The 590-nt window shown below is 63.9% G+C and carries 1 protein-coding gene; it reads left to right on the top strand.

Annotation, left to right across the window (positions count from 1 at the left end; all coding sequences use genetic code 11):
* On the top strand, window positions 1-478 hold a 478-nt coding region (locus tag XcuCFBP2542_RS19010; RefSeq protein WP_146090384.1), incomplete at its 5' end, for a transposase.
* Between the last annotated feature and the right edge of the window lie 112 nt (window positions 479-590).

The raw sequence follows: 590 nt of genomic DNA, 5'->3' as shown, positions 1-590 counted from the left end.
CAGCCCCGAACTCAAAGACCAGATCGTCCGGCGGATGATGCCCCCCAACAATCAGAGCGTTGCTGACCTGAGCCGTCACACTGGCATCAGCGCCCCCACGTTGTACGCGTGGAAGAAACAGATCCGCAGCCAAGGATATATCGTGCCCGACACCGCTACTTCGCCGGACAACTGGGACGTGAAAGCCAAACTGAGAGCCGTCGCCCAGACGATGCCGATGAACGAGGCCGAGTGCTCGGCGTGGTGCCGTGAGAACGGCATCTACCCCGAGCAGATCGCTGCCTGGCGGCAGGCCTTTGAGACCATGCAGTCGAGCGCCTCGGCAGCGGAGCGGGCGGTTTCCACGGTGATGCGCAAGCGCGTCAAGCAGCTTGAGAAGGAGCTTTTGCGCAAGGATCGCGCCCTGGCGGAGGCGGCAGCGCTGCTGACGCTGTCAAAAAAAGCCCAGGCTCTCTGGGGCACCGACGAGGACGTCTGATCCCCGCGTCGTTGAAACAGAGAGCCGTCACGTTGATCGCCGAGGCAGTGGCCGCCGGTGCCCGCGAGATCAAGGCATGCCAGGTGCTGGGCATCAGCTGCCGCACGCTGCG

The sequence above is a fragment of the Xanthomonas cucurbitae genome, assembly GCF_002939885.1.
In the GTDB taxonomy this organism is placed as follows: domain Bacteria; phylum Pseudomonadota; class Gammaproteobacteria; order Xanthomonadales; family Xanthomonadaceae; genus Xanthomonas; species Xanthomonas cucurbitae.
The sequence above is the reverse complement of the archived record's forward strand: the minus strand, read 5'-3'. Positions and strand labels throughout refer to the sequence as shown.